4 protein-coding genes and 1 pseudogene are annotated in these 6,485 nt (G+C 33.9%); 2 read left to right on the top strand and 3 right to left on the bottom strand.

The genetic code is table 11. From position 1 onward, the window contains the following. Nucleotides 1-619: pseudogene (locus ACIQ2X_RS12460) on the bottom strand (endonuclease); the annotation flags it as partial. Between the two features lie 154 nt (nt 620-773). Beyond that, nucleotides 774-2,714, bottom strand: coding sequence for a S9 family peptidase (locus ACIQ2X_RS12465; protein ID WP_396179245.1), 1,941 nt, complete (start codon nt 2,712-2,714; stop codon nt 774-776). Between the two features lie 284 nt (nt 2,715-2,998). Here ACIQ2X_RS12465 and ACIQ2X_RS12470 point away from each other — a divergent pair, with 284 nt between their 5' ends. Together ACIQ2X_RS12470 and ACIQ2X_RS12475 are read left to right on the top strand one after the other, a co-directional pair. After that, the gene (locus tag ACIQ2X_RS12470; protein ID WP_396179246.1) at nt 2,999-4,246 is read left to right on the top strand and encodes a dicarboxylate/amino acid:cation symporter; all 1,248 of its coding nucleotides are present in this window, start codon (nt 2,999-3,001) and stop codon (nt 4,244-4,246) included. Nucleotides 4,247-4,831: 585 nt separating this feature from the next. Then, a complete protein-coding gene (locus ACIQ2X_RS12475; protein WP_396179247.1) occupies nt 4,832-5,260 on the top strand; it encodes a hypothetical protein in 429 nt (142 codons plus the stop codon). A gap of 91 nt (nt 5,261-5,351) precedes the next feature. On the opposite strand, the gene ACIQ2X_RS12480 is transcribed toward ACIQ2X_RS12475, so the two are convergent. Beyond that, nucleotides 5,352-6,350: a trypsin-like peptidase domain-containing protein gene (locus tag ACIQ2X_RS12480; protein WP_396179248.1), complete on the bottom strand. Its 999-nt coding sequence runs from the start codon at nt 6,348-6,350 to the stop codon at nt 5,352-5,354. Nucleotides 6,351-6,485: the final 135 nt, after the last annotated feature.

A 6,485-nucleotide genomic window follows, 5' to 3' on the forward strand; every position in this document is an offset into this window, starting at 1 on the left:
TAGCTCCTCGATCTTCTAAATATAGCAGAAACAAAGAACGCATAACTAATTTATGGATTAAATTTTTGTCATTTAACCCTTGTGCTTCTAATTCTTTTGAAACATTAATAAGACTTTGAATCAAAAACTTATCTACTCTATTCTGAAGTTTTATTTTTTTTCTTATTTCTACTGCTTTGTCTGATGACCAAATAAAGCCTGTGTCAATAGCAAGTCTAGAAAAAATTGTATTTAGTAATTTGAGTTTTTCTTTATCAGTTTCTTTACAAGAATAAAGTTCAATATCTTCTAATTTATTTACGAACTCATTTTCTTTGGTTTCACCGTCAAAACTAAAAGGTTTTTCAGAGCAATTATAAATTCGTATTTCAGTTTTAGTATAAACATATAAAAAAAGAACTTTTTGAAAATTCCAGCAAATTTTGTGGATTTCAGCAATTTGTTTAATTGTGGTAAAATCAAAGGAGTCAACTTCTTTTAAAAAAAGTGCAGGATGGTTTTCAGTTTCATAAACTTGAATAGCTCCATATTTTTTTTCATCAAATAAATCAATATCAATAACGTTGCTTTTTTTTGCAAAAGCTACAATGTCTAATTGGTTGATAATTGAGTTGTTCATTGAATAATTTATACTTCTAGAAAGAATGTTGTTTACAAAAATAATTTAAAAAACAGAATGACTGATGATTACTAAAAATATTTTTAATATTAATTTAAACAAAAAAATTCCGCTAGAATCAACTTGCGGAATTTTATATTTTGAAAACTTATTTCTACAACGTCTCCTTCAACCATTTAAAGAATTCTCCTTGCCAAACTTGGGCATTCTGCGGTTTCAAAACCCAATGGTTTTCATCTGGAAACAATATAAATCGGCTTTTGATTCCTCTCAATTGAGCTGCCTGAAACGCTTCCTGGCCTTGTCCGATTGGAACTCTGTAATCTTTTCCACCTTGGATGATTAGGATTGGTGTATTCCATTTTTCCACCATTTTGATGGGGTTGAATTGCGTAAATGTTTTTTGAGCAACGGCATTGTCTTTTTCCCAGTAAGCACCGCCGTGGTCCCAATTATTAAAGAACACTTCCTCGGTTGTGCCGTACATACTTTCTAGGTTGAAAACACCACAATGAGAGATAAACGTCTTGAATCGGTTGTTGTGAATTCCCGCCAAATAGAAAACCGAATAGCCGCCGTAACTCGCTCCAATAGCTCCCAATCTTTTGCTGTCTACATATTTTTCTTTGGCTACATCGTCAATGGCCGAAAGGTAATCTTGCATCACTTGTCCGCCCCAATCTTTACTTATTTGTTCGTTCCATTCCACACCGTGACCCGGCATTCCACGACGGTTTGGCGCCACAACAATATAACCTTGAGCTGCCATTACCTGAAAATTCCAACGGAAGGAATAAAATTGCGTCAAAGCACTTTGTGGACCACCTTCACAATACAATAAAGTTGGATACTTTTTATTGGGGTCAAAATTTGGCGGAAGTACCACCCAAACCAACATTTTTTTACCATCGGTTGTGGTAACATAACGTCTTTCTGTTTTGCTTAGAGCCAATTTGTTATAGATTTCATCGTTGACTTTGGTGAGTTGTTTCCAGTCTCCTTTTTTTAAGTTGTAAGAAAAAATCTCCGAAGCGTGGTTCATGTCCGTTCTTGTTACAATCACCGATTGACCTGAAAAACCCACAATTTCATTCATATCAAAATCACCTTTGGTAATTTGTTGTACTGTAATTGCAATTCTAGTAAGTCCTGGGAAATTGACTTCAAATAATTGTTTCGTTCCGTCAACAGGAGCCAAGAAATACACTTTTTTTCCATCTTCACTCCATTTAAAACTGTCCACTGTTCCGTCCCAACCTGCTGTCAAATTCATTTTCATTCCTTTGAATGAAACGATAATGTCGTTTTTGTCGGCTTCATATCCATCGCGTTTCATTTGCAGCCACGTCAAATTTCCATCTGGTGAAAATTGTGGGGCGGTATCGTAACCCAAGTTTTCTTCGGTTAAATTTTTTGTCTTTTTCGAAGCCAAATCATATTCGTACAAATCCGTATTGGTAGAAACGGCATATGGGGTTCCTGTTTTTTTCTTCGAAACATAAATAATTTTACTTCCGTCTGGCGACCAAATGTAATCTTCATCGCCACCAAAAGGTTTTTGTGGACTGTCAAAAGCTTCGTCTTTCATAATGTCAATTCCAACGGCATCTTTTTTATATTCTTTATAAAAAACGTGGTTGTGTTTTCCATCATTCCAAGTGTCCCAATGCCTGTAATCCAAACCATCGTAAATTTGAACTTCCGATTTGTTTAATTTAGGATAAAAATCCTTGCCTAAAACTTTCGAAATTTTTACTTCTTCGCTGTACAAGATTTTTTTGTCTTTGGAAATATTTTTGTCGGTTAGCAGATTTTCATATTCCTTAATTTCCGTCGCACTACCTCCATTTACAGGCATACTATACGTTTTGTTACTCGATTTATTATCTTCAACCGAAACAGTAGTTACCTTATAAATAACGCTTTTTTGTCCCGAAGCATCGGGTTTTGTAATTCCTAAAGCAGAAACGCGACCCAGTTTAAAGAGCAGTTCGGGCGTCATCTGCTTCGCTTGTTCGCCTTTTCGGCTCGAGTCTTGTTGCGAAAAGGCATTGAGTCCAAACAAACAGATAGTTGCGAATAATAATTTTTTCATGACGTTGATTTTAAGAAATAAAATTTAAATATACTTTTTTTTTTGTAGATCAGACGATTTAAACGGAATGATTTATTTACAAAAATCCAATTTTCACCGATGGATATTGAACGAGCTTTTAATCGCATTTTAAATTTGATTTTTTTTAGGGAACCAATTAAAGCGTTACAGAAGCTGCGTTTCAACTTCTGATTGCATAGATTGAATGAGTTTCAAACTTTCGACATGCATTGTAAGACTTTTTTAAAAAATATTCCTATTTTCACAGCATAAAAGAAATCGTTTTGAAAAACAATAACAAATTATTTATTGCCATCCTTATTGCACTTGTTTTGGGCATCGTGCTTGGAGGCATCGTGCATTATCAATTCCCAGATGTAAAAGCAGATTTTGCAAAAAACATCAAGCTTTTGGGGACCGTTTTTATCCGTTTGGTCCAGATGATTATCGCACCGCTCGTATTTTCGACCTTAGTGGTTGGAATTGCTAAAATGGGCGACATGAAAATGGTAGGACGTGTAGGAGCTAAAGCCATGACCTGGTTTTTTACAGCTTCTTTAATTTCACTTTCTATCGGACTTATTTTGGTCAATTGGTTGCAACCCGGAAAAGGAACTTCGATAAAAATGGAAAACTTGTCTTCCGCAGACGATTTACTAAAAAACACCGGAACCTTTTCGCTCGAAAATTTTGTAATTCACATCGTGCCCAAAAGTATTTTTGAAGCCATGGCCACGAACGAAATTCTGCAAATTGTAATATTCGCAATTTTATTTGGAATAGCACTTTCCTCGTTAGGTAGTATTGGCAATCCGATCATAAAAACGCTAGATGTTGCTTCGCACGTGATTTTAAAAATGGTGACTTACATTATGTGGGTTGCTCCTTTGGGAGTTTTTGGAGCGGTTGCCGCCGCCGTTTCAAATTATGGATTTGAAATTTTTAGTTTGTATGCTAGGTATTTACTCGATTTTACAATCGGAATTTTAGTCCTTTGGGTGTTGCTATTAACTGTAGGTTACCTTATTTTAGGCAAACGCCTTTGGGTCTTGCTAAAAAGAATAAAAAGTCCCCTTTTAATTGCTTTTTCAACAACATCTAGTGAAGCTGTGTTCCCAAAATTGGTAGAAGAATTAGAACGTTTTGGTTGTAAAAGCAAAATAGTTTCCTTCACCTTGCCCCTTGGATATTCGTTTAATCTGGACGGAAGCATGATGTACATGACTTTTGCCAGCGTTTTTATCGCACAAGTGTACGGCATTGAAATGTCTTTGGGCGAACAAATTACAATGCTTTTGGTTTTGATGTTAACGAGTAAAGGTGTTGCCGGAGTGCCTCGTGCGTCGCTAATCGTTGTAGTTGCTACTTGTGCCATGTTTGGCATTCCACCAGAAGGAATCGCCCTAATCTTACCCATCGATCACTTTTGCGATATGGCACGAAGTATGACCAACGTACTTGGAAATGCATTGGCCACGACGGCTGTTGACAAATGGGAATCGGAATCGGAAAGTGTTTTAGAAACCAATTAAAATATTTTTCCAGCTATTGCTTTTTTCTTGGGCGTGCCACCATTTTCAAAAAGGCAAATTCACTTTGTAAATAGCCTTTTTGAAAATGCTGTCGGGCTTTCCGTTGCAATCTCCCGTGGTCATTGCTTCGTACCTCGCAATGACCACGGGAGGATTTTCACTGCAATCCCTCACGCGCGTTAACCCAAGTAAACATATACGAATCCAATTAAAAACAGAACTACCTCAAGAATAACTTCCTATTTATTATACTTTCAATTCTGGAATAATGGAAAATCCGATTATTCTATAATGTTAAAAAAGTTTGCTATATTGCACTAGTGTATTTAAATAAATGTAATTTAATAAGTTTTTGATATGAAAATAAATAATTATTCAAGGGTTTTTTTAATACTAATAGCACTTTTGTTTTGTTGGTTCATTTATGAATATAAAAACCACGACAGATATTCATTTCATGCTGAAAGAGGTCTTGTACTCGATAAATCCTCTAATACCATATACTATCTTGAAAATAATTATATTATAGAAATTGATTTAATCACAGGAGAAAAGACTAGAAAAAAAATCGAAAAAAAATAAATCATGAAAATAATTACATTAATACTCATTTCGCTATTTGTGTCTTCCTGCAATAAAGAAAAAGAAAATATTAAAACACAAGCTGACACAATAAATGATGCTTACGACGCTAATGTAAAATATTTAAAAGACTGGGAAGAAGAAAAAATCACGTTGTTTTCAATAATTTCGGGGATTGACAAAAATAAAGTTATCACTGTTATTGCAGAATATGAAACAAAAAGAAGTTATTCTTCAGATTACGATGATATAGAAAAAATCATAGACACTATTTCATTTACACAGCTTATCCCCAAAAAAGAAGTTGCAAAAATTATTTTTGGATTTAAGTATGAAATGATAACTAAAGATGATTTTGTGGAAGACTTGGAGCAGGAATATAATTCGGAACAAATTGAAGAAGGTAATGCACAAATAACAAGAGGTTACTAAAAATAGTTTACGTTACTGTAAAGTATCAATAAACTATTTTTATACTTCTAGTTCACCATGACCAATCTATAGCCAAATGAAATAGATTATTTTATTCTTTTATCGTAAAATCAAGTATTCTCATTTCTAATTTTTCTCCATTTTTTCTCATTCGTATTCTATCGCCTAAACCAACATAACTATGTCTAATATCGATGTATAGTGAAAGATGTGGCTTAATACTTTCCCTCCAATGATTTAACAAGTTTATCTCTGCATAGTCTATAGGAATACCTTGAGAGTTTCTAAGAACTACTAATAACTTAACATTATTAACTTCAACTGAAAGATTATTTTTTATAGAAAATCCTTGTAAACGATTTATTCCCTGGAAATATTCCCACTCGAGATTTATTATTTCAATACCTTCAGTGATATTTTTAATAACGGGATTTGCTTTTTTAGGCACAGATTTAATGTTCAGTTTTGTCATTTGATTTGTAGAAGTTCCAATTAGTTCAATAACATATGTGGATGGAATAGCAAAATTTAAGTTTTGACCTGATTCCAATGTGCTAACTGATACACCAATTAACTGTCCTTGATTATTAATAACTGGACCTCCACTACTTCCAGGAGATATCGGAGCTGTAATTTGTATTAAATCTTCATTCTCGAAAGACCTAATCCCGCTAACGATCCCTTCTGAAATTGTACCAGATAATCCTTTGGGATTGCCTATTGCATAGATTTTCTCGCCAATTTCGGGTTTTGCAGGAGAAAATTCTATTGATTTTGCTTTTAATGTAGGGACTGAAAGTAAGACCAAATCATTTTTTTTATTTATTGAAAAATAACCCTCAATTTTATGCCTTTGTGTTTCACCACTTATAATAGCGTATCCAAAAATTGCATCTTTTATTACGTGAACGTTTGTAATTATTTTCCCGTCACCTACAATAAAACCAGAGCCTAAGGACAAAGGTTGATTGTATTTGTCTTCCATTATCACAGACACTGTTGACGGCATACATTTTTTAGCAATTTCTTTAGCATCTTGACTAAAAGAAAATATCGGAACTAATAAAAAGGTAAACAAAATCTTTTTCATTTATTTTTATGTAAGTTCAAGTTATAAGTGCAACAGATAAATTAAAAACACTTGGAGTTTTCCTCCAAGTGTTTAAGGTCAAAAGCCTAAATTTGTCTTGCATGAAAAAATATAAACAATTAACCGTTGAGCAAA

Origin of the sequence: Flavobacterium sp. (genome assembly GCF_044368625.1) — a bacterium.
GTDB lineage: Bacteria > Bacteroidota > Bacteroidia > Flavobacteriales > Flavobacteriaceae > Flavobacterium.

Excerpts from the sequence above, each read along its gene's own strand:
- ACIQ2X_RS12465 (WP_396179245.1), bottom strand. The coding sequence starts at position 2,714 with ATGAAAAAATTATTATTCGCAACTATCTGTTTGTTTGGACTCAATGCC.
- ACIQ2X_RS12475 (WP_396179247.1), top strand. The coding sequence starts at position 4,832 with ATGAAAATAATTACATTAATACTCATTTCGCTATTTGTGTCTTCCTGC.
- ACIQ2X_RS12480 (WP_396179248.1), bottom strand. The coding sequence starts at position 6,350 with ATGAAAAAGATTTTGTTTACCTTTTTATTAGTTCCGATATTTTCTTTT.